Here is a 19,770-nt window from a genome sequence, read left to right as displayed (position 1 = left end):
TCCCACTCTATGGAAATCACTGAATTATTGGCTTTTAGTGTAAAGCATAACGCCTCGGATCTGCATCTGTCTTCCGGGGTGCCACCGTTGATCCGCGTTGATGGGGAGGTGAGAAAACTCAATGTCCCAGAATTGACGCATCAGGATGTGCATCGGCTGGTGTATGACATCATGAACGACAAACAGCGTAAGGATTATGAAGAGCACCTGGAAATCGATTTTTCCTTTGAGGTGCCCAATCTGGCGCGGTTCAGGGTGAACGCCTTTAATCAGGCCCGTGGCGCGGCCGCTGTCTTTCGCACCATTCCGAGCGATATTCTAACGCTGGAGCATCTGGGCGCTCCTGAAATTTTTAAGAAAATCTCCTCATATCCTCGTGGATTAGTGTTGGTTACCGGGCCTACAGGTTCTGGTAAAAGTACGACCTTGGCAGCCATGATTGATTATGTGAATGACAATCGTCACGACCATATTCTCACCATTGAAGACCCCATCGAATTTGTACACAAGCCTAAAAACTGTTTGATCAATCAGCGTGAAGTCCATCGCCATACATTGAGCTTTGCGGCGGCGCTGCGTAGTGCTTTGCGTGAAGACCCGGATGTCATCCTAGTGGGTGAAATGCGTGACCTGGAAACCATCCGCTTAGCATTAACCGCGGCTGAAACTGGTCATCTGGTGTTTGGTACCTTGCATACCACCTCAGCCGCTAAAACCATTGACCGTGTGGTTGACGTGTTCCCATCGGGTGAAAAAGATATGGTGCGCACCATGTTGTCTGAATCCTTGCAGGCGGTAATTTCACAGACCTTGATCAAGAAAATCGGTGGTGGCCGGGTCGCGGCTCACGAGATCATGATGGGGACGCCCGCTATCCGTAACCTCATTCGTGAGGATAAAGTGGCGCAGATGTATTCCGCCATTCAGACGGGGATGGCGCACGGCATGCAGACACTGGAGCAGAGCCTGCAACATCTGGTGGCTCGTGGGGTGATCACCCGTGAAGATGCGCTATCTAAGAGTTCTAACAAACAACTAAATCTGTAAGGAGCTGGGATGGACGTCAGACCTTTTCTTGAGGAAATGGTAGCGCGTAAAGCCTCCGACCTGTTTGTAACGGCGGGGTTCCCGCCAAGCGCCAAGGTAGATGGGGAGCTGCGGCCATTAGCCGAGAATCCGTTTAACCAAGAGCAGGCGCTGGAATTTGTAGAGTCATTGATGACGCCGGAAAACAAAAAGGCGTTTCATGACAGCAAGGAATGTAATTTTGCGATTGGCGTTAAAGGCTTAGGGCGCTTCCGTGTCAGCGCTTTCTGGCAGCGAGAAGCCGCAGGCTGTGTAATGCGGCGCATTGAAATCCGTATCCCCACCATGGAAGAACTCAGTTTACCCGCCATTCTCAGAGATCTGGTGATGAGTAAACGGGGGCTGGTGATCATGGTCGGTGGTACTGGTACGGGTAAATCTACCTCGCTGGCAGCACTGATTGGCTACCGTAATGAAAATTCCAAAGGCCATATCCTGACTATTGAAGACCCCATCGAATTTGTGCATCAGCATCGCAAGAGCATTATTACCCAGCGCGAAGTTGGCATTGATACCGAATCTTTTGATGCGGCACTGAAAAGTTCGTTGCGACAGGCGCCAGACGTGATTCTTATTGGCGAAATCCGTAGTCAGGAAACCATGGAGTTTGCACTATCTTTCGCTGAAACCGGCCACCTGTGTATGGCTACCTTGCACGCCAATAATGCCAACCAGGCGCTGGATCGCATAATGCACTTGGTGCCGGAAAGTAAGCATCGGCAATTGTTATTTGATTTGTCTTTGAATTTACGTGGCATTGTGGCGCAGCAATTGATCCCCAAGGCGGATGGTAGCGGCCGCCGCGCCGCCATTGAAATCCTCATCAACACGCCTCGCGTTGCCAGTATCATTCAAAACAATGAGTTACATCTGCTGAAAGAAACTATGGCGAAATCGAATGAGCAGGGTATGCAAACCTTCGACCAGGCGTTGTTTAAGTTATTTAATGATGGCGAGATCACCTATGCCGAAGCCTTACGCCATGCCGATTCGCCCAACGATTTGCGCCTGATGATCAAACTGCAAAGTGGCACGACTGGGTCGGCGGGTTCCATGGAAGGTGTGACGCTGGATATGGATTGAGTAGCAACTGTGGTTGCAGGCGGTACTTTGCTTGGCATATTTTATTTTTTGTATGTAATTCGAATTTTAAATGATTTTTTGTTAGGATCCTGCGCCATTTTTTATATAAAACGGAGGAAAGGATGAAAATTAGCAAAAAACTATGGGCTGTGGTTGCCAGCTTGGGGGTTACCTTTCCGGTGTTGGCTGTGCCTGTTTCCGAGGCGCTGGATATCGGTGGTGCTGTGCGTCTTAACTATGGCTGGAAAGATTACGATAACAATGCCAAGTTTGAGTTTGAGCTGTTTCGTGCCGATGTTAATTATGACGACGGGCAGTTATTTGCCTCGGCACAGTATCGCTGGTATCAAGATCAAGACGTTATTCATCACGCGTGGATGGGCTATAAGTTTTCTGAACAGTCCAGTGTGAAAATTGGGGTAACCCAAGTGCCTTTTGGCCTGTTGCCTTATGCTTCGCATTCTTTCTGGTTCGGCGGCACTTATTATCTTGGATTTGAAGACGATTATGATGCTGGTATTCACTGGCAGTACGAACAGGATGGCTGGCGCTATGATTTAGCCTATTTTGCCAACGATGAGTATGGTGATGGCAGCCGCTTTAAACGTTATTCTTTTGATACTGCCACAACAGCTGCGCATCCATATGAGGAAGCCGGGCAACTCAATGGCAGGATAGAGCGAAGTTTCAGCAGTGGCAATGTCAGCCATAAGCTCGGTGCTTCATTGCAGTTAAATCGGTTTGATTACCAGCAACTAGAAGGTGCTGCAGCGGGCAGCGACAGTGACGGATATGCCGCCGCAATCCATTGGCAAATGGACTGGCACAGTTGGCAAACCCAGTTGCAATATCTCCATTATGATTATGACATGCCGGATGAACGGATGGCGATGTCAGCGTTTGCTTACCCGTTTGAAGTGGCAGCCAAGGCGGATGTTGTGAGCGCTAACCTTTCTCATAGTATGGATGTGCATTGGGGGCCGGTATCAAATATCACCTGTTATAACGATTTTACCCATATTGCGGCATCTGGGCGTGGTCTGGACAACTCCATACAGAACGTCACGGGCTGCTCAATAACCGCCGGTAAGTTTTACAGCTATGTTGACTGGATTGCTGGTAAAAACATGTGGTTCGCGGGTGGCCCAGGTATTGGTATTGATGATGCCAGTGATGGTTGGCATTCGCGTCTGAATATTAATATTGGCCTTTATTTTTAACTCTGGTCATCGGCCTTGTGCTAGCCTAAAACTGCTATCTTATCCATCTACAACTAGGATCTGCATATGAAACTGTCAGGCTATTTATCCGTGATGTTGCTGTGGGCGGCATCAGCAACTGCCGCGCAATGTCCTGATTATCTCAATCTGCAACTGCGTAAATTACATTCTCAGGAGATGGTGGAGCTGTGCGCTGTTACTCAGGGCAAACCTGTGTTGATTGTCAATACGGCCAGTCACTGTGGATTCACTCCACAATTTAAAGGATTGGAAGCATTACATAAAAAGTACCAAGATAAGGGCTTGGTGGTGCTTGGCTTTCCTTCCAATGATTTTTTCCAGGAAGAAAAACAGGAAAAAGATACGGCGAAAATCTGTTATATCAATTACGGGGTTACCTTCACTATGCTGGCAACTTCCGCGGTACGTGGCAGCGATGTTAATCCGGTATTCGCCTATCTTGATGATAAAGCGGGTTCACCCAAATGGAATTTCTTCAAATATCTGGTGAGTGGTGACGGCAAGCGTGTGCAGCAATTTAGCTCTCGAGTGACGCCTGATAGCCAAGAACTCAACGACGCGATTGATAAGTTACTGGCAACCGAGGCCGCGCCAGCAGCACATTAGCACCGTTGGTTACCAAGCGCGGCAGTTGATCTTAAATGTCGTACTGATTCTCAAAAAACTTTCGATGATCAGTACGGCAGAAACCGCATCTACTTTACTCTTACCTAAGGCTTTAAAGCCTCCAAGCTCAAATAATCTGGCTTTGGCATCAGTAGTGGTCAGGCGCTCATCCTGAGTAACTACCGCTACCCCAAAACGACCGTGAATGCGATTAGCAAACTTACGGGCTCGCTGCGTCATTTCCTGTTCACTGCCATCCATGTTTAGGGGTAACCCCACCACCACCAGATCTGGCTGCCATTCCTGCAAAAGTGTGGCGATTTGCTGCCAATCAGGAACACCATCATTAGCTTTCAGTGACAATAGTGGCTGGGCACTGGCGGTGATCTCCTGACCGACCGCTACCCCAATACTTTTGGTGCCAAAATCAAATCCCAGTACGGTTTTGCTCATGCGTGACCTATATCGCCAGACATCTGCCAGGCATCAAAACCCAGTGAGTTGGTGGCTTTCTCCCAGCGTTCTTCAAAAGGGGTGTTAAACAGGAGTTCTTCTGTGGCAGGCAGTGTCAGCCAAGAGTTTTCTGCTAACTCTTGTTCCAGCTGATTACGGCTCCAACCGGCGTAACCCAGCACAACCAGAAAGTGTACCGGAGCCTTGTGCGAGCCCAAGGCCGCCAGAATATCTCGGGATGTGGTCAACATTAAGTTATCGCTGACGGGATTACTGTTGGCCCAATGTGGCTGGTTGCTATGCAATACGAAACCGCGCTCAGGATTGACTGGGCCGCCAATGAGCACTTGGTTTTCCAGCGATGGCAGAAGCTGCGGCGACTCCTTTAAATCCAGTTGCGCCAGTAATTCCTGAACTTCCAAACCTATCGGGCGGTTGACCATCAATCCCATCGCACCCTTGGCATCGTGCTCACAGATATAAATCAATGAACGTTCAAAAAAAGTGTCGTTCAGCGAAGGCATAGCGATAAGGAAATGGTTTTGCAAACTGTCCATTCAACGACTCCTGGTTAGAGGTTTGTCAGCCACCGGCCAGCTTCACCTGATAACCCATCTTTTCCAGCAAGGTTTTAAGTTGTTCCCGATTATCGGTCTGAACTTCGATAGTAAACTCCTTTACCGTGCCGCCACAACCGCATTGTTTTTTTAGCTTTTGTGCCAAGGCTTTGAGTTCATCAATACTCAGTGCAAGACCGCTAATGACTGCCACACCTTTACCTTTTCGTCCTTTACTGTCGCGATGAATACGTACAATCCCATCGCCTTGCGGAATTTGAGGTGACGGCGCTGTTTCGCTGATTCGGCCCTTATCTGTACTGTACACCAAGGTAACATTGGGGTCGGATTTCATGGCACTATTTCCTGAGATCATCTTGTTATCAGTCTAACAGATTTACTATACAGACCTATAGTTTACCGCATGTGGTTGTGTCTTAAAAAAAGCCACCGACTAGGGTGGCCTGAAAACTGATTTTATTTGCAGGGATACAAAATCAGTATGAGTTGTCTCATTTAGAGACATTGACGAGGGAGAGTTAAGTTCAGCCCAACAAGGTGCCAAGTAACACGGATATCATGGACAACAGGGCACTCGCTAACATCCAAGGGCGCCACGATGGAATAAGTAACGTTAGCGGCGTTACCACAAAACCAACGGCTGCTAGGCTAAAGAATGAGAAGGCGTTGGCAAACAGATGTCCGCCGAGCCAGCATAAAATGGTGAGTGGCAGCAATAGCCAGGCTTTATGTAGATCCAGCGATGATAAACCCGGCATGTTGAGGTTTTCAGAAGATGATGTTAACCGGGTCGGAATAGTCAGCAGCAGTAAAGGCAATGATGAAGACACTTAGAAACCAAACCATGATCATCCTCCTTAAATGATGTAATGATAATTATTATCATTTAAAATAAAGCGGAGATCAAGTAGTGTTGAAATACTATGCAACTTTTTTACGGTTGTTGTTCAGTTCGCTGAATTGTAAGCTGTTTAACTGAAGGGTTGCGTTTCCATAACGCAGAAGCGAAAGGTGAGTCCCATGAAAAAACTGATTTTTGCCGCATTGGTGTTGTTGCTTGGAGGCTGTAGTTCCCTCGATACTGGCTGGGATTACAACCCCGAGGTGAATTTTACTCAGTACAAACATTACGCTTGGGTGCCGGCATCTAAGGCGAATGGTGCTGAATATCAATTAAATGGATTGCTGGATCAGCGTGTTCGCGAAGCTGTCGATGCCGAGATGGTGCGCAAAGGCTATGTAAAAGTAGCGCAGAAAGATGCGGATGTGTTGGTGAACTATCTGACCAAAACAGATAAGCGTTTTAAAGTCGACAGTATCAATTCTGGTATGGGATACAGTCCGTTTTGGGGGCCGCGTTGGTATTTCGGTGGTTCATTCCAGACCAATACGCAAGTAAAAGAGTATGAAGTTGGTACCTTGCTGCTGGATCTCGTTGACGCGAAGACCAACAAGCTTATCTGGCGCGGTGCTGCTAATGGCGTGATCCGCGACTATAAAACACCGCAGCAACGCATTGCTAAGATGAACGAAGCGGTAACTGGTGTGTTGGCTAATTTCCCTCCTAAACCGGAAAAATAAGTATTAGCTTAATCTCAGAACAGGCGGCCGTTGGTCGCCTTTTCTATGGCACTTTCTATGATCCTCATCATTATGTGCCTTTGTAGCACGTCAGTTAACGAATTCCAGATGCAAGCCTGTTCACAAAAGGTTATCTTATTACGCGATCCTGCACGGATGCACAGGTAGACAAGGATGCCGCTGGTTGCAACGTTGGGTCAGTAAGAATGTAAATATTAAAGGGAGTATTTTAATGGATAACATCGAAGAGTTGATGAAACAGGTGCCGGAATTGGTGGCAGTATATGGCCTCAAAATTATTCTAGCGCTGGTAATTTTCTTCGTTGGTAAGTATTTTTCCGGCGTTGCCAAAAAGCTCACCGAGCGTCTGCTGAACAATCGTAAAGTTGACAAAACGGTATCCACATTTGTGGCTAATATGGCCTGGGCTGTGGTGTTTACCTTTACCGTGATTGCTACTTTGGGACAGGTGGGGATCCAAACCGCTTCGCTGGTAGCTGTATTAGGTGCCGCGGGTTTGGCTGTTGGTTTGGCATTACAGGGTTCATTGGCTAATTTTGCGGCTGGTGTTTTGCTGGTAATGTTCCGCCCATGTCGAGTTGGTGATTACATTGAAGCTGCGGGTGTCGCTGGGGTTGTGGATGAAATTACCATATTTGCAACTCGCTTAAAGAGCCCTGATAACAAGGTAATTACAGTACCAAACTCTGCCATTATGAATGGCAGTATTGTTAACTACTCGATGATGGATAAACGGCGTCTGGATTTGACCATAGGTGTGTCTTACGATGCCGATATCCGTAAAACCAAGCAATTGTTATGCGATATCTTGGAAAGTAACGACAAGGTTCTAAAAGATCCCGCTTATACCGTAGGTGTGGCAGCGTTGGGGGATTCTTCAGTTAACTTTGCTGTACGTCCTTGGGTCAATGCTGCGGATTATTGGCCAGCGCATTTTGAACTGATGGAACAGATCAAACTGGCACTGGATGAAAATGGCATTGGAATTCCATATCCACAGATGGATGTTCATATCAAAGAGATGCCTGCCAAGTAACAGGTTCTGCGAAAGACCGGCCTTGTGCCGGTTTTTCATTAGCTCAGTCAAAGGAGGACATGATGAATAAATATGCTGCACTATTGGCTTTGACCTTGCTGGGAGTCTGCGGCAGTTTGCAGGCAACGGAAGTTACCTTGGCAGGAAAAAGTGTGTCGCTGTTGGGCAAGATGCCACAAGTCGGGCAGGTCGCTCCTGGATTTCGAGTGGTTGATGACAAGTTTCAGCCGATAAGCCTCAGTGACTATAAAGGAAAAACTGTGCTGATCAGCGCGGTACCGAGTCTGGATACTGGCGTCTGTGCACTCCAGACCAAGCGTTTTAACAGTGAAGTGGCAAATTTTGATGCTGCGTCTGTAGTGATGCTCAGTATCAGTGAAGACTTACCCTTTGCACAAAAGCGTTTTTGCAAGGTAGAGAATGTAGATAATATCAAAGTGTTATCAGATTCAGTCTGGCGTGACTTTGGTGAAAAGTATGGCCTTATCATCAAGGACATGGGAATACTGGCACGCTCAATTTTTATCATAGATCCCGAAGGGAAACTGCAATATCTGGAATTAGTGCCAGATGTGAGTCACCATCCTGATTACGAACAGGCATTAGCCGCCTTGGCGGAGATTAGTAAGCAGTCTTAAGCCGCCTGAACGCCAGCAGATGCTGGCGTCTATAGCATCGCTATTTGGGGTGTTCTTCGGTGGAATAATGAAACGTTGGCACTGACCAATGGAAACGAATTGCCAGCATCCGCAGACTGAAACCTAACCAAAGACTGACACCAAGGCTGAGCCAAGCACCAGTATCACGGAGTTGTAGCATCACGTAGCAACTCGCGGTGACAATCGCCACAATCCCATAGAGTTCTTTGCGAAAAATCAAGGGCAGCTGATTGCAGAGAATGTCGCGGATAACGCCGCCAAACACTCCGGTAATGACCCCCATCACCACGGCAACCGCAGGGCTGAAGCCAAGCAACAGCGTTTTTTGTGCACCGACTACAGAAAACACGGCTAGGCCTAAGGCGTCGATGGCGAGGAACAGTTTTGCCAGATAGTGCATTAGCGGGGCAATGACCACAGTAAGCAAAGATGCCAACATAATCGCCAACAGATAATGCCAGTTCTCTACCCAAATAAGTGGGTAATTCCCCAGCAACATATCACGTAATGTACCGCCGCCTATGGCGGTGGCACAGCCAACAATGACTACGCCAAACAGATCCATGCGTTGCTTGCCAGCCGCTAGCGCGCCAGTCATGGCCTCGGCAATGATGCCAACAAACCATAACAGCAATACAAATTGGCTATCTTGCATTTGGGGTCCTGCGCAATGAGAAAACGCGCATTCTGAATGAAATTAGAGAAAAATCCAAATGAGATATTTTTATTTATTGATTAAAATATCTAATGTGTGTTGTATTTAATATATTGATTTAATTTTATTATTTTTATATTTAAATAATTATTAGATAGGAATTTGTAACGTTAATGTGGCGAAAGCATAGTGGCCTCCCAGTTGTGCAGTTATTGCGTGGCAGAGTGCCCCCTAGCGTTCATCGGATAAGGTAATGATTGATTTAAGAAGTGATACAGTGACACAACCCACGGCAGCGATGCGAGCGGCGATGGCTGCCGCCGTTGTGGGTGATGATGTTTATGGCGATGATCCGACCGTCAACCATTTAGAGCAGATGGCGGCAGAGATGCTCGGTTTTGAAGAAGCGCTGTTTACAACATCGGGCACTCAGGCCAATTTGCTGGCACTGATGTCACACTGTAATCGTGGTGATGAATATATTTGTGGTCAGCAGGCTCACAATTACAAATACGAGGCCGGTGGTGCGGCAGTGTTAGGCAGCATCCAGCCGCAGCCGATTGCCAATCAAGCCGATGGTAGTTTGTTGTTGTCTGATGTGAGTGCGGCCATCAAACCCGATGATTTTCATTTTGCGCGTACTCGCTTAATCAGTTTAGAAAACACTATCGGCGGCAAGGTGCTGCCGCAGCAATATTTGCAGGAAGCACAACAACTGGCGTTTGCCAAAGGCCTTAAAATCCATCTGGATGGTGCTCGTGTGGCCAACGCCGCTGTGGCTCAGGGGCTGGCGATTGCCGACATTATGCAGTTCTTCGATTCGGCCACCTTGTGCCTGTCAAAGGGCTGTGCGCGCCAGTGGGCTCGCTATTGTTAGGTGATGAACACTTTATTCAGCGGGCTAGGCGGTGGCGTAAAATGTTGGGTGGTGGTATGCGCCAAGCAGGGATTTTGGCGGCCGCTGGCGAGTTGGCATTAACCCAGCAAGTGGCGCGCTTGGCTGACGATCACGCTAATGCCCGCATGTTGGCTGAAGGTTTGTCACAATTAGACGAACTTAATGTGGATCTGTCGCTGGTACAAACCAATATGGTCTTTGCCGAACTGGACAGTCATATCGATCCTCAACAACTAACAACACAACTGGCCGAATCTGGTGTCTGCATCAGTGCTAGCAAATCGTTGCGCTTGGTGACGCATAACGATATTGCGACTGCTGACATTCATAAAACTATCGCTGCTTTTAAACACTGCCTAGCGCATTGTTAACTTCATCGGGAGTGCCAAGCGCTCCCTTTCTGCTTTCTTTGGCATGCCATCGTCAACGGTGCTGTTACGGTGCAGTGGGTGACTGAAAATGGTGCAATAGCGCACATTTTACTGCAATTTTAAAATCCAACCATCTGAAATATATCAATAAAAAAATATGGCGTTGTATTTGCTAAATTACCAATATGTAGGTTTAGCAAGTGGAGGCGCCACCATGAAGTATTACAGTCGCCGATTGATTAAGCATGAACATCTGAATCCCGCGGGTTCACTTTTCGGTGGCCAACTACTCAGTTGGATTGATGAAGAAGCGGCAATATTTGCCGGATGTCAGATGAAAAGTCGCAACCATGTCACCAAATTGATCTCTGAAATCAACTTTATGACAGCCGCAAAATTAGGGGATGTAATTGAATTTGGCTTGGAACTGATCAGTATGGGCCACACGTCGATTACCGTGCGCTGTGAAGTGCGCAATAAGCAAACCCTGGCACCTATCGTTAGCATTGACAAGATGGTGTTTGTCAACGTCAACGAGGCAGTACCGCCCGTTCCCCACGGTGCAACTGCCGACGCCGCAGCTTAAAGCGAGCGTTAGTCTTTTTGTATCTCTTGTTTGACCGACTTGACCGCATCGCGGGAGGCATGACCAACGTCCCTGGTAACATCTCGCGCGGTGTGGCCAATTTCTGTGGTCACATCACGGGTTGCATGGCCGATGTCCTTACCTGTTTGTTTTAGTTCAGCACAGGCCGTGAGCCATAACAGGGCACTCAATAACAATGCTGTCTTCATGCGTTGCTCCTTTGATTGGCGGTCTGGCACGAGCTTAATCGTCAAGTTTCCCTGTCAATCTAGCATATTTCAGTAGCAGCTCGTCAGGGCTTTCGACCCGCTGTGGGTCAACATCAATGCAATCGATCGGGCATACCGAAACACAGGTTGGCTTGTCATAGTGACCGACACACTCAGTGCAACGCTCGGGATCAATAAAATAGATCTCTTCTCCCATGCTGATGGCCTGATTTGGGCATTCAGGTTCGCACATATCACAGTTGATACAGGTATCGTCTATCAGCAGCGCCATGGTAAATCTCGATTATTCGCCTTTATGCGGATTGCGGGTGTCCTGACCTGTGGGCAGATTGCGCAGCAAAATACCGTGTTCAAGTGCCACTTCCTGCGGTACCGGTAAGTAAACAGTATGGCCATTGCCCGGGGCACAATCAACGGCTTCGTCCTTGCGGTTATGCAGTGAGTCGATGGTCAGGCTGATGTTACCTTGCGGCGTCATCAACTCAACGCTATCGCCAACACTGAACTTGTTTTTCACTGCAATTTCGGCCAATCCGTTAGCGTTACGCTCCCCGGTCAATTCGCCAACAAACTGCTGGCTGTCACTGACGGAGTAACCATAGTCGTAATTCTGGTACTCATCATGTACATGGCGCCGCAGAAAACCTTCGGTGTAACCGCGGTGTGCTAAACCTTCCAGTTGTTTCATCAGGCTGCGGTCAAAGGCGTTGCCAGCAGCGGCATCGTTGATGGCTTGGCGATACAACTGTGCGGTGCGAGCCACGTAATAAAATGACTTAGTGCGGCCTTCGATTTTCAGTGAATCTACGCCCATACGAGCCAGTCGCTCTACATGCTGAATTGCGCGTAAATCCTTGGAATTCATGATATAGGTGCCATGTTCGTCTTCAAACGCTGGCATATATTCGCCTGGGCGATTACCTTCCTGTAACAGGAAGATTTTATCGGTTGCTGGGCCGTCACCTAGTGTCGGTGTGGCAATTTGTACCGCATCGTCATTGACCGGATTGATGGCAATGATGTCGCCTGCATCGTTTTGTTTGGCTTCATGCACATCATACTTCCAGCGGCAAGCATTGGTGCAGGTGCCCTGATTCGGGTCGCGTTTGTTGATATAACCGGATAACAGGCAACGGCCAGAGTAGGCCATACACAGCGCCCCATGCACGAATACTTCCAGTTCAATATCAGGGCAGTGCTGGCGAATTTCTTCAATTTCGTCCAGTGACAGTTCACGTGACAGAATGACTCGCTTAATCCCCTGACTTTCCCAGAATTTTACTGAGGCCCAGTTGATGGCGTTTGCTTGCACTGACAGATGCACTACTTGTTCTGGAAAGGCTTCACGCACCATCATGATCAGGCCAGGATCAGACATAATCAACGCGTCTGGCCCCATGGCAATGACCGGCTCCATGTCCTTCAGATAGGTTTTCAGTTTGGCGTTATGTGGCGCGATATTGCTGACCACATAGAGCTTTTTGCCGAGCTGATGTGCTTCATTGATGCCGGTCGCCAGATTTTCCATGCTGAAATCGTTATTACGTACTCTCAAGCTGTAGCGTGGCTGGCCCGCATATACGGCATCGGCACCGTAAGCAAAGGCATAACGCATATTTTTCAAGGTCCCAGCAGGGGACAACAGCTCTGGTTTGAACATAACTTACTCTCACTCATGGAAGGTTCGCGGCCACAAATGCGTGGCAGGCGCGGCATTTTACTGAATATCTGCCAATCGATGCAAATGAAAGACTGATTAATTTACTCTGGTTTTATTGCACTAGCGGTGGCCTAGAGAAAGGCGCTATTCTTGGTAACATTCTTTTAATAAATCTTGATTGGGTAAAACTTGTGCAAATACCAACAGATATTTAAGAGCAGAAAGATCTCTACTCCTTGTCACAAGAGGAGCTGATATAATGAGTCACATATTTTAAACATCAAGGTTACATTGAGGCGCGCATGTCAACAGAGCACCAACTGTTGGTCAGTCTTCTGAAAAAATTAAAATACGATACGTTGGTTCTGCCAACGCTGCCGGAAGTGGCAATTCGGGTGCAGGAAGTGATGGGGCGTCAGGATTCCAGTTTGAAGCAGGTCGCTGAAGTTATCGGTCAGGATGCCGCAATTTCTGCCCGGCTCATTAAAGTCGCGAACAGCGCTTTTTACAGCCGAGGTGTTAAAGCCGAAAATATCAGCCAGGCCGTTACTCGCATCGGGTTGACCCAAATTAAATCTATCGTCACGTCCATCGCCATGGAGCAGCTGTTTATCTCCACCAATGAAATGGTCTGGGAAGTGATGGATGAAGTCTGGGGAACGTCAATTGAGGTAACCGCAGCGGCGGCATCTATGTTATTGATGTATAAAGCTCAGCATCCAGAAATTCAACTCAACTATGACACGCTGACACTGGCCGGGCTGGTGCATAACATCGGGGCATTGCCGGTACTGACCGAAGCCGAATCTCACCCAGAACTGTTTTGCAGTATTGAGCAGTTACGTGCCTTGGTGCGTAAGTTACAAGGGCCAATTGGCCGGGCCGTACTGAACAGTTGGGCGTTTACCCCAGAAGTGACGGAAGTGGTGGAGCGCTGGGCCGATCTGCATTACCTGCCGGAAGCGGTGACTTATTTGGATTTTATCCGGGCAGCCGCCTTTTATGTCGGAGAGTTACGCGCTGGGCCTGAGTTGCAGCAGCGCCTAGATGTGTTTATCAACAAAGGCTTGCCTGTGACCCCAGAAGACCTTGCAAGTGATGAATTTTTAGAACATTTTCATTCAATAAAAGCCAGTTACGATTAGCCTTAAATACGGTATGCTGCGTAGCATGTCATAAATGTCAAACCACATCTTTCGGTGTTTGGTGGGTTGGGGATAGCAGATGATCTTTGGGTTGATAGGATTGTTGACCATCAGTGTGTTGGCAGGAGCCATAATATGGATACGTTATCGGCGACTTAAGTCCTTTGTGGCGAAGTTAGCTGAAGACCTGCGTTTTCAGGTCGAACATCGACAACCGCTGGAAATCTCCACTGTGCCCGAACGGGCTGTGCCACTGTATCTGGTTATTAAATCCCTGTTACGACAGTTGCCCTCTAATATCGGCATAGATCCTCTGACCGGATTACCCAACCGTCAATGGTTCAAACGCGCCATTACCCCGTTAATGCCGGTCACTCGCGGTACCCTGGTGATGTTGGATATTGACCGTTTTCGCCTGGTCAATGATCTGTTTGGTTTCAGTGCTGGCGACAAGATCTTACAGGGATATGCCGCCCGCTTACGCCAGAGCATGCCGCAACCACGCTTTGTAGTACGTATGGACGGTGATGAGTTTTTGCTGTTTTACGAGCAGCCGCTAAATACTGCTGCGCTGGAGACGTTGCAGCAGGAGTTGCAGCGGCCTTATCAGATGGATAAAACTCCCATTGGTCTCAAGGTCAGGGTTGGCTATCTGCAACTGGACTCACATCATGCCGATACCAGTCTGATGCTGAAACGCGTTGATTTAGCACTTAAAAAGCGCGTAACAGTCGTAATGGCATTGCCGCTTATGAGGCTGGAGATGACAGCCTGCATCTGCGGGAAATGCAGATTATTCACAGTTTGCCTAAAGCTTTACAAAGCAATCAGTTATATCTGGTTTACCAACCTAAAGAGAGTTTGCACTCAGGCAAATGTACCCAGGTAGAAGCACTGCTGCGCTGGGAACATCCTCAGTTGGGTGTCGTGTCACCGGCGGAATTTATTCCTCTGGCGGAATGCGCGGGCATGATTTCTTTAGTCAGCCACTGGGTGGTGGAAAAAGTATTGCAGCAACAGCAGCAGTGGCGGGCGCATGGCGTTGATGTGCGCGTGGCAATAAACCTTGCAGGCAGTGATTTTGAACAGGATGTTGTGGCCTGTATTTGCGATAAACTGAAACAATATCAGTTGCCTGCTGAAGTGCTAGCGTTAGAAATAACCGAGGGTGTGTTGATCGCTAATCTCAGTGGTACCCGTGATAAGTTACAACAGTTGCGGCAGATGGGCATTGAGGTTGCCATTGACGACTTTGGAACCGGGCACTCGTCGCTCGCCTATCTGAAAGACTTGCCAGTGGACGAGATCAAGATAGATAAGGCCTTTGTTGACGACTTACTGTTGGATCTCCGGGCGCAACGTATCGTGTGTACCACCATTGAAATGGCTCATCATCTTGGCTATCGGGTGACGGTAGAAGGTGTTGAAGATACCCGTCAGCGCGAGCTGTTACGGCGTATGGGGGCAGATCTGCTACAAGGGCAGTTGTTTGCTAACCCGATGCGTGGTGCTGAGCTGGCGTATCACGGAAAAAGCTTACAACTTAACAGCTTGCCGCAGATACAGCCGGCAAGCTGATGATTAAAAAGGATGCTACTGCATCCTTTTGGCGTTTTACGGTTGCTCAGCCTGTTGTTTAGCCAAGGCTTCGTTAAGCTGGGCTTCAACCCAACCGGGTGATTTAGTGTTGTAAGACAACAAGCGATACATGGCCGGAATGACAAACAGTGTTACCAAGGTGGCAAAGGCCATGCCGAAGAACACTACTGTGCCCACGGCGCGGCGGCTTTCCGCTCCGGCACCGCTAGCAAGGATCAATGGGATGGCGCCTACCAGCGTGGTAAAGGCTGTCATCAGAATCGGCCGTAGTCGCCGTGCCGACGCATCAATAATCGCTTGCTCAAATCTCAGGCCGCGATCACGCAATTGATTGGCAAACTCCACAATCAGGATACCGTTTTTAGTAACCATACCGATCAGCATGATCATGCCAATCTGGCTGTAGATGTTAAGCCCTTGCTGGGTTAACCATAACCCCAGAAAACCGCCAAATACGCCCATGGGCACGGTAAACATCACCACCAGTGGATTGATAAAACTCTCAAATTGCGCAGCGAGTACCAGATAGGCAACCAATAATGCTAAGCCAAATACCACCAACACACTGCTCTGATTCTCTTTGAAATCTTTTGATTCACCGGAATAGCTGATACTGATATCACCAGGTAACAGTTCTATCGCCTTGTGATCCAAGAACGTCAGGGCTTCACCCAAGGTATGTCCACTCTCAAGGTTGGCACTCAGCGTAATGGATTTCTTTTTATCGGTATGACTCAGGCGTTGCGCTGACGCTTCTTCTTCCACATGGGCGACGCTATCGAGTGTCACTAGCTGGCCCTTGGCGGTACGCACGTAGATCTTGCTCAAATCTGTCATGCTGTTGAAATGATTTTCGTCACCGCGCAAGTAAACGTCATACTCTTCGCCGCGTTCCACATAGGTGGTTTGGGTGCGGCCTCCGAGCATCACTTCCAGCGTGTCGGAGACATCCGAGACGCTAATCCCCAATTCGGCGGCCCGCTGGCGATTAACTGTGACCAAGAGCTCTGGTGTGGTTTCAGCATAATCTAAGTCTGCACCGTTCATGATGCCGCTATTGTTGGCTTGTTGTTGTAGCAACTGCGCCCACTTGAACAGCTCCTTGTAATCGGAGCCGCCAATCACAAATTTTACTGGCTCACTGGAGCCTCCGCGAAAGCCCGGCAACATCGGACGTATCATAATATCGGGGATCTCTTGCAATGCTTGCGTCACTATTTCTAGGATCTGCTGGGCATTCAGTTGTCGTTGTCCCCAGTCAGGTAGTCGCATGATAACAAAACCCGTCTGGTCGCCCGCGCGCCCCCAAATGCTGGCGCTTGGATGCTGAAAGATTTCAGTATCCCTTGATGTAACAATGGCATCAGTCGATTCTGTACAATGTCCATGTTGGCAGACATGCGGTTGTAACTGGTACCTTCGGCCCCTTTAACAAAGGCATATATCACCCCGCGATCTTCCATGGGCGCCAGTTGCGACGGTACTCTTTGCATCAGCAGATAACTGCCCGCAATACACGCCAGAATCACCAATGGTGCCGCCACTTTGTGGTTGATAGAGAATTGCACCGCACTACGGTAGTAGCGCTCCAGATTCCGGAATATGCAGTCCAACAGTCGATTAAGAGCATTGGATTTTTCATTGGCTTTGAGTAACTTACTGGCTAATACCGGGGTGAGTGTTAAGGCCACAATGGATGAGAACACCACCGCAACCGCCAGCAATACTGAAAATTCGGTAAATAACAGCCCCACCATCCCTTCCATAAAGGAGATAGGCAGAAATACCATTACCAACACGGCGGTGGTGGCGATAACGGCAAAGCCCACTTCACGGGTGCCTTTGTACGCCGCTACCAATGGCGTTTCACCCCTTCTATGTGGTGAAAAATATTCTCTACCACCACAATGGCATCATCTACCACCAGCCCAATCGCTAGGATCAGCGCCATCAAGGTCAGCAGATTGATGGAAAAACCCATGAAATACGCCACCATAAACGCCGAAATCAACGACACGGGTACAGTCACCGCCGGGATCAGCGTGGCCCGCACTTGCCCAATAAAGATATACAGCACCAGTACCACTAAGGCGCCGGTGATATATAAGGTGCTGTATACCTCATCAATCGCCTGGTCGATAAATACGGTAGCATCGTAGCCGATTTTCAACTGTGTGCCCTTGGGAAGAAACGGCTGTAACTGCTCAACCTGATGGATGACGGCTTTAGCCACTTCAAGCGGGTTAGCATCGGACTGCGGAATAATGCCTAAGCTGATATTCGCGATACCGTTACTCTTGTATGTCGAGTTTTCATTTTGTGCGCCAATGTAGACATCGGCGATATCTTTCAAATAGATAGGTGTGCCATCGCTGGCGGTACGCACTTGCAGATAGTCAAAATCCTCAGGATGCAGATACAGGCGCGCGGTACGAACCGTCATAGTGGTGGCATCGTTGCGGATCTGCCCTCCGGGTGACTCCATATTTTCATTGTTCAGCGCGGTGATCACATCATTGACCGTGATGCCGCGGCCAGCCATCTCTTCAGGTTTGAGCTTGACGTACATCACCTGCGTAAGGCCGCCGGAGATATTGATCGAGCTGACGCCACTGATCAGGTTGAATTTGTCTTCTAAGACGCGGCGTGAATAATCGGTGAGTTGGGTGCGATCCATCTCGGTAGAACTTAAATCGACATAAACGGCCGGATCGCCATTGCCATTATCCTTATAGACAATCGGATCTTGTGCTTCTTCAGGTAAGCGCCGTTGTGCTCTGGCGACGGCATCACGGACATCACTGACACCTTCGGTGATATTCCAGCCGAGTTTGAAATTCACGGTAATGCGGGATGAACCGTTACGACTGACCGAGGTGATTTGATCGATACCGCTGATACCCGTTAGCTGATCTTCAATATTCTTGGTGACTTGGCTTTCCATGATGGAGGCACTGGCACCTGTGTACGTGGTGCGGATGCTGACAACGGGTTTTTCTACGTCGGGCATTTCGCGCACCGACAGTTTACTGAAAGAGACCAAGCCAAAAACACACAGCAATAAGCTCAACACTATGGCCACAATTGGGCGCTTGACCGACACATCAGAGAGCAGCATCGCTTGGCTCCTGTTTTGCGGTTTGGTGAGCTTCTGGGTTTGCTGGTGCTGTTTTCAGTGGTTTTACCTGCATGCCATCGCGGATATTAACCAATCCCTGCACCACAATCTCATCGCCAGCTTGTAGCCCATCGGTGATCAATACCAGGTTGTCCACGCGGGCACCTAAATGGACTTCGGTGCGGTGAGCTATCTGCTTATCATCCACTTTGTAAACAAACCGTTTGGTGCCTGAATATTCCAGTGCCTGTACCGGGATCACAGGTTGATGCACGGGGAAAACTCATGATCGCCTCAAGCATCATGCCTGGGCGCAGTTTATTGTGTGGATTTTCAAATTGCACCCGGGTGCGCACATTAAGGGTTTCTTCGTTGATGCGCGGGTCAATCGCCACGACTTTGCCAGCAAACGCTTCGCCAGGCCAGGCGCCACTGCTGGCGGAGACTTCCATACCTAAGCTTAACTGTGACAGATGGGCTTCTGGCACTTGCAGATCGAGCCGCAGTACGCTCAGATCATCCAGTGACAGCAGTGTGTCGCCCTGGCTTACCATCTTGCCGCGACTGAAATCCACCAGCCCGACGATGCCATTAAACGGCGCTTTGATGTGATGATAAGACAAGTCAGCTCTAGTCGAGGCCAATCGGGCAGAGGCAATATCAACACTGGCGCGCTGGGCATCAATCTCCGTTTGTGTGATGGCATCACTGTGAGCCAGTTTTTCATATTCGCCCAACTTGCGTTTTTCATCCGCAAGATAGGCTTCTGCTTCCATCACTGCTGCCGCGGCTTTGGCATCTTCTAATGCCACTAACAACTGACCAGTTATCACTTGCTGATTGGAACGTACCGCAATGGTTTCCACTTTGCCCGCAACTTGTGGCGCAATATACACCGAATGTTCTGCACTGAGTTTGCCTACCAGTTTGATGTCTGATGCTAACTCTTTATCCACCACCGCAGCGGTGACTACCGGGATAACTCTATCCTTGGCGTTGTGTGTTGCTGGTTCAGGTATGGCAGTTTGCCAGCGGTAAATGCCAGCGGCACACAAGCCGACTATCACGATAGTGAAGATAAGTTTTTTCATAGGATCAGTACTGCTACGGTTGTATATCCGCCCCCGGATAATGTCAGCCATTTTAGGTGAGGGAAGGTTAAAA

Annotated in this window: 19 protein-coding genes and 3 pseudogenes; 12 read left to right on the top strand and 10 right to left on the bottom strand. The window is 48.7% G+C overall.

Annotated features, from left to right (window positions below):
- Positions 1–9 precede the first annotated feature (9 nt).
- The 4 genes from KHX94_RS04190 to KHX94_RS04175 all read left to right on the top strand — a co-directional run bounded on the left by KHX94_RS04190 (position 10) and on the right by KHX94_RS04175 (position 4,016).
- Positions 10–1,047: a type IV pilus twitching motility protein PilT gene (locus KHX94_RS04190; protein ID WP_213682489.1), complete on the top strand. Its 1,038-nt coding sequence runs from the start codon at positions 10–12 to the stop codon at positions 1,045–1,047.
- A gap of 9 nt (positions 1,048–1,056) precedes the next feature.
- Complete coding sequence (locus KHX94_RS04185; RefSeq protein ID WP_213682488.1) at positions 1,057–2,169, top strand: PilT/PilU family type 4a pilus ATPase; 1,113 nt, start codon at positions 1,057–1,059, stop codon at positions 2,167–2,169.
- Between the two features lie 122 nt (positions 2,170–2,291).
- The gene (locus tag KHX94_RS04180) at positions 2,292–3,389 is read left to right on the top strand and encodes a hypothetical protein (protein ID WP_213682487.1); all 1,098 of its coding nucleotides are present in this window, start codon (positions 2,292–2,294) and stop codon (positions 3,387–3,389) included.
- Positions 3,390–3,455: 66 nt separating this feature from the next.
- On the top strand, positions 3,456–4,016 hold the full coding sequence (locus KHX94_RS04175) for a glutathione peroxidase (RefSeq protein WP_213682486.1): 561 nt from the start codon (positions 3,456–3,458) through the stop codon (positions 4,014–4,016).
- A gap of 9 nt (positions 4,017–4,025) precedes the next feature.
- Here the strand turns inward: KHX94_RS04175 and ruvX are convergent, their stop codons facing one another.
- The 4 genes from ruvX to KHX94_RS04155 all read right to left on the bottom strand — a co-directional run bounded on the left by ruvX (position 4,026) and on the right by KHX94_RS04155 (position 5,877).
- Positions 4,026–4,469, bottom strand: a complete 444-nt coding sequence (gene ruvX, locus KHX94_RS04170) for a Holliday junction resolvase RuvX (protein WP_213682485.1) — start codon at positions 4,467–4,469, stop codon at positions 4,026–4,028.
- The gene (locus tag KHX94_RS04165) at positions 4,466–5,026 is read right to left on the bottom strand and encodes a YqgE/AlgH family protein (RefSeq protein ID WP_213682484.1); all 561 of its coding nucleotides are present in this window, start codon (positions 5,024–5,026) and stop codon (positions 4,466–4,468) included. Before KHX94_RS04165 ends, ruvX begins: the two co-directional genes overlap by 4 nt.
- Positions 5,027–5,051: 25 nt before the next feature.
- Positions 5,052–5,381, bottom strand: a complete 330-nt coding sequence (yciH, locus tag KHX94_RS04160; RefSeq protein WP_213682483.1) for a stress response translation initiation inhibitor YciH — start codon at positions 5,379–5,381, stop codon at positions 5,052–5,054.
- 190 nt (positions 5,382–5,571) lie between these two features.
- Positions 5,572–5,877: a hypothetical protein gene (locus KHX94_RS04155; RefSeq protein ID WP_213682482.1), complete on the bottom strand. Its 306-nt coding sequence runs from the start codon at positions 5,875–5,877 to the stop codon at positions 5,572–5,574.
- 190 nt (positions 5,878–6,067) lie between these two features.
- Here KHX94_RS04155 and KHX94_RS04150 point away from each other — a divergent pair, with 190 nt between their 5' ends.
- From KHX94_RS04150 to tpx, 3 genes are all read left to right on the top strand, one after another.
- Positions 6,068–6,628 carry a DUF4136 domain-containing protein gene (locus KHX94_RS04150; RefSeq protein WP_213682481.1) on the top strand — a complete coding sequence of 187 codons (561 nt, stop codon included), beginning with the start codon at positions 6,068–6,070 and terminating at the stop codon, positions 6,626–6,628.
- 232 nt (positions 6,629–6,860) lie between these two features.
- Positions 6,861–7,685, top strand: coding sequence for a mechanosensitive ion channel family protein (locus KHX94_RS04145; protein WP_213682480.1), 825 nt, complete (start codon positions 6,861–6,863; stop codon positions 7,683–7,685).
- Positions 7,686–7,747: 62 nt separating this feature from the next.
- Positions 7,748–8,323, top strand: coding sequence for a thiol peroxidase (gene tpx, locus KHX94_RS04140; protein WP_213683319.1), 576 nt, complete (start codon positions 7,748–7,750; stop codon positions 8,321–8,323).
- A 40-nt stretch (positions 8,324–8,363) separates the two neighbouring features.
- Here the strand turns inward: tpx and KHX94_RS04135 are convergent, their stop codons facing one another.
- A complete protein-coding gene (locus tag KHX94_RS04135; protein WP_213682479.1) occupies positions 8,364–8,999 on the bottom strand; it encodes a trimeric intracellular cation channel family protein in 636 nt (211 codons plus the stop codon).
- 253 nt (positions 9,000–9,252) lie between these two features.
- Here KHX94_RS04135 and ltaE point away from each other — a divergent pair.
- Together ltaE and KHX94_RS04125 are read left to right on the top strand one after the other, a co-directional pair.
- Positions 9,253–10,268: pseudogene (ltaE, locus tag KHX94_RS04130) on the top strand (low-specificity L-threonine aldolase).
- A 214-nt stretch (positions 10,269–10,482) separates the two neighbouring features.
- Complete coding sequence (locus KHX94_RS04125) at positions 10,483–10,854, top strand: acyl-CoA thioesterase (protein ID WP_213682478.1); 372 nt, start codon at positions 10,483–10,485, stop codon at positions 10,852–10,854.
- A gap of 8 nt (positions 10,855–10,862) precedes the next feature.
- Here KHX94_RS04125 and KHX94_RS04120 read toward each other — a convergent pair whose 3' ends face one another.
- Genes KHX94_RS04120 through trhP form a run of 3 tightly spaced genes read right to left on the bottom strand, consistent with a single transcriptional unit; the run spans position 10,863 to position 12,744 of the window.
- Complete coding sequence (locus KHX94_RS04120) at positions 10,863–11,063, bottom strand: hypothetical protein (protein WP_213682477.1); 201 nt, start codon at positions 11,061–11,063, stop codon at positions 10,863–10,865.
- Positions 11,064–11,097: 34 nt separating this feature from the next.
- On the bottom strand, positions 11,098–11,355 hold the full coding sequence (locus tag KHX94_RS04115) for a YfhL family 4Fe-4S dicluster ferredoxin (protein ID WP_213682476.1): 258 nt from the start codon (positions 11,353–11,355) through the stop codon (positions 11,098–11,100).
- Between the two features lie 12 nt (positions 11,356–11,367).
- Positions 11,368–12,744, bottom strand: coding sequence for a prephenate-dependent tRNA uridine(34) hydroxylase TrhP (trhP, locus tag KHX94_RS04110; protein WP_213682475.1), 1,377 nt, complete (start codon positions 12,742–12,744; stop codon positions 11,368–11,370).
- Positions 12,745–13,046: 302 nt separating this feature from the next.
- Between trhP and KHX94_RS04105 the strand changes: the two genes are divergently transcribed.
- The 3 genes from KHX94_RS04105 to KHX94_RS20175 all read left to right on the top strand — a co-directional run bounded on the left by KHX94_RS04105 (position 13,047) and on the right by KHX94_RS20175 (position 15,467).
- A complete protein-coding gene (locus KHX94_RS04105; protein WP_213682474.1) occupies positions 13,047–13,889 on the top strand; it encodes an HDOD domain-containing protein in 843 nt (280 codons plus the stop codon).
- Between the two features lie 79 nt (positions 13,890–13,968).
- On the top strand, positions 13,969–14,778 hold the full coding sequence (locus tag KHX94_RS20180; RefSeq protein WP_244859321.1) for a GGDEF domain-containing protein: 810 nt from the start codon (positions 13,969–13,971) through the stop codon (positions 14,776–14,778).
- Positions 14,751–15,467 (top strand): EAL domain-containing protein, encoded by a 717-nt coding sequence (locus KHX94_RS20175; protein ID WP_244859320.1) that lies wholly within the window; start codon positions 14,751–14,753, stop codon positions 15,465–15,467. The genes KHX94_RS20180 and KHX94_RS20175 overlap by 28 nt, the downstream gene beginning before the upstream one ends.
- Positions 15,468–15,503: 36 nt before the next feature.
- Here the strand turns inward: KHX94_RS20175 and KHX94_RS04095 are convergent.
- Positions 15,504–18,606: pseudogene (locus tag KHX94_RS04095) on the bottom strand (multidrug efflux RND transporter permease subunit).
- Positions 18,593–19,697: pseudogene (locus tag KHX94_RS04090) on the bottom strand (efflux RND transporter periplasmic adaptor subunit). Before KHX94_RS04090 ends, KHX94_RS04095 begins: the two co-directional pseudogenes overlap by 14 nt.
- Positions 19,698–19,770: the final 73 nt, after the last annotated feature.

The sequence above is a fragment of the Shewanella dokdonensis genome (assembly GCF_018394335.1).
In the GTDB taxonomy this organism is placed as follows: domain Bacteria; phylum Pseudomonadota; class Gammaproteobacteria; order Enterobacterales; family Shewanellaceae; genus Shewanella; species Shewanella dokdonensis.
Note: the sequence above shows the minus strand (reverse complement) of the source record. Positions and strands in the feature narration are given on the sequence as shown.

What these genes read in the sequence shown, in the direction of transcription:
- KHX94_RS04190 (WP_213682489.1), top strand. Translation starts at nt 10, where the DNA reads ATGGAAATCACTGAATTATTGGCTTTTAGTGTAAAGCATAACGCCTCG.
- KHX94_RS04185 (WP_213682488.1), top strand. Translation starts at nt 1,057, where the DNA reads ATGGACGTCAGACCTTTTCTTGAGGAAATGGTAGCGCGTAAAGCCTCC.
- KHX94_RS04180 (WP_213682487.1), top strand. Translation starts at nt 2,292, where the DNA reads ATGAAAATTAGCAAAAAACTATGGGCTGTGGTTGCCAGCTTGGGGGTT.
- KHX94_RS04175 (WP_213682486.1), top strand. Translation starts at nt 3,456, where the DNA reads ATGAAACTGTCAGGCTATTTATCCGTGATGTTGCTGTGGGCGGCATCA.
- ruvX (WP_213682485.1), bottom strand. Translation starts at nt 4,469, where the DNA reads ATGAGCAAAACCGTACTGGGATTTGATTTTGGCACCAAAAGTATTGGG.
- KHX94_RS04165 (WP_213682484.1), bottom strand. Translation starts at nt 5,026, where the DNA reads ATGGACAGTTTGCAAAACCATTTCCTTATCGCTATGCCTTCGCTGAAC.
- yciH (WP_213682483.1), bottom strand. Translation starts at nt 5,381, where the DNA reads ATGAAATCCGACCCCAATGTTACCTTGGTGTACAGTACAGATAAGGGC.
- KHX94_RS04150 (WP_213682481.1), top strand. Translation starts at nt 6,068, where the DNA reads ATGAAAAAACTGATTTTTGCCGCATTGGTGTTGTTGCTTGGAGGCTGT.
- KHX94_RS04145 (WP_213682480.1), top strand. Translation starts at nt 6,861, where the DNA reads ATGGATAACATCGAAGAGTTGATGAAACAGGTGCCGGAATTGGTGGCA.
- tpx (WP_213683319.1), top strand. Translation starts at nt 7,748, where the DNA reads ATGAATAAATATGCTGCACTATTGGCTTTGACCTTGCTGGGAGTCTGC.
- KHX94_RS04135 (WP_213682479.1), bottom strand. Translation starts at nt 8,999, where the DNA reads ATGCAAGATAGCCAATTTGTATTGCTGTTATGGTTTGTTGGCATCATT.
- KHX94_RS04125 (WP_213682478.1), top strand. Translation starts at nt 10,483, where the DNA reads ATGAAGTATTACAGTCGCCGATTGATTAAGCATGAACATCTGAATCCC.
- KHX94_RS04120 (WP_213682477.1), bottom strand. Translation starts at nt 11,063, where the DNA reads ATGAAGACAGCATTGTTATTGAGTGCCCTGTTATGGCTCACGGCCTGT.
- KHX94_RS04115 (WP_213682476.1), bottom strand. Translation starts at nt 11,355, where the DNA reads ATGGCGCTGCTGATAGACGATACCTGTATCAACTGTGATATGTGCGAA.
- trhP (WP_213682475.1), bottom strand. Translation starts at nt 12,744, where the DNA reads ATGTTCAAACCAGAGCTGTTGTCCCCTGCTGGGACCTTGAAAAATATG.
- KHX94_RS04105 (WP_213682474.1), top strand. Translation starts at nt 13,047, where the DNA reads ATGTCAACAGAGCACCAACTGTTGGTCAGTCTTCTGAAAAAATTAAAA.
- KHX94_RS20180 (WP_244859321.1), top strand. Translation starts at nt 13,969, where the DNA reads ATGATCTTTGGGTTGATAGGATTGTTGACCATCAGTGTGTTGGCAGGA.